The sequence below is a fragment of the Arthrobacter sp. ZBG10 genome, assembly GCF_001238605.1.
GTDB lineage: Bacteria > Actinomycetota > Actinomycetes > Actinomycetales > Micrococcaceae > Arthrobacter.
Map to the genome: position 1 here is coordinate 1 of NZ_LFQH01000092.1, position 1519 is coordinate 1519.

Consider the following 1519-nt stretch of genomic DNA (forward strand, 5'->3'; position numbering starts at 1 on the left):
GGCGGTTTCTAGGGGTCGTTGCAACACCTGTTGGTTAGGTGGTTAGTAGTAAATCACGTAGGCGCTCGGCTGGAGTTTTCCAGCCGAGCGTTTTGCGTGGGCGGCCGTTGAGTTCCTGTGCGACGTGTTCGAGGTCTTCGGGGCCGTAGGCGGTGAGGTCGGTGCCTTTGGGGAAGTATTGGCGCAGCAGGCCGTTGGTGTTTTCGTTCGAGCCGCGCTGCCAAGGGCTTGCAGGGTCGCAGAAGTAGACCTTCATGTCGGTGGCGAGGGTGAAGGACTTATGGGATGCCATTTCCGCACCCTGGTCCCAGGTCAGGGAGCCACGCAGGTGTGAGGGCAGGGTAGAGACGGTTTTAATCAGGCCGTCCCGGACGGTTTCGGCGGTGTGGTCATTCGGGAGGTGGACGAGCATGACGTAGCGGGTCGTCCGCTCGACCAGGGTCGCAATCGCTGACTGGTTGTAGGCGCCGGTGATGAGGTCGCCTTCCCAGTGGCCGGGCACGGCGCGGTCCTCGATCTCGGGTGGTCGCTCGGAAATCATGACCATGGGGTCCACGAACCGGGACGTGCGTTGCTCGCCGCTCCGGTGGGGTTTACGGCGGGTCCGGCCGGTACGCAGCGCTGCCTGGACTTCGCGTTTGAGTCCGCCTCTGGCCTGGATGTAGAGGGCTTGGTAAATCGTCTCTGGGCTCACGCGCATCTCCGGGTTGTCGCGGAACTCGTTGACCAGGGTGTGGCTGATCTGTTCCGGAGACCAGCGTATGAGCAGCTTGTCCTTCACGTAGTCACGCAGCATTGACTCGTCGGCGAGTTTGGCCGTTTTTGGCCGGGCCCGGCGGGCGACAGCTTTGCGATGTGCTCCGTGGGGCAGGTAGCCGGTATGGGGATCGGCATTTCGGGCCAGTTCCCGGCTGATCGTTGAAGGCGATCGCCCCAGGGCCTGGGCGATCGTCCTGACTGACGACCCGGCTGTTTGAAGGTCCCGGATCAGCTCGCGTTCATGGACATTGAGGTATCGCGGGTCGATGGGCTTTTCCAGCGCCGATACCGGGACCGACGTGGGTCCTGCCGTGCCGCCGGGAGGGGTCATGATGGTCACCCCACTGTTGTAGTCCACCGCCCTGCCACCGGGGTAGATTCTGCCGTTGCGAGTCCTACGGACACCCGTGTCCCACTCATCGGCAGTCGTACGGTGAATGCCTAAGGTCCTGGCCGCATCCCGGCGAGAGAGACCCGCATGACGGAGCCGGAAGAAATCTTCCCGGGTAGGCCCTTCCGAACGCTTCCGGGCCAGGCCGGCCTTCCGTATCCACTGGTAACAGGTATTCCGATTCAGCCCGGTTTCAGCAGCAGCCTCGGTCGCATTCCCCAGCCGCTCAAACGCCCGGAAAAAATCCTCTCTCTGCTGACTTGTCGCTCTCGCGTACTTCCTTGGATCTGACGAAAGATCGCCTAAATGCGGCACGGTCGTTGCAACTCCCAAAATCTATGGGTGTTGCAACGACCGCTAGAACTCAAG

At 62.1% G+C, this 1519-nt stretch carries 1 protein-coding gene; it reads right to left on the bottom strand.

The genetic code is table 11. The features are described 5' to 3' along the window. Positions 1-34: 34 nt before the first annotated feature. Positions 35-1198, bottom strand: coding sequence for an IS30 family transposase (locus tag ACU18_RS17910; protein WP_442853724.1), 1164 nt, complete (start codon positions 1196-1198; stop codon positions 35-37). Positions 1199-1519 lie beyond the last annotated feature (321 nt).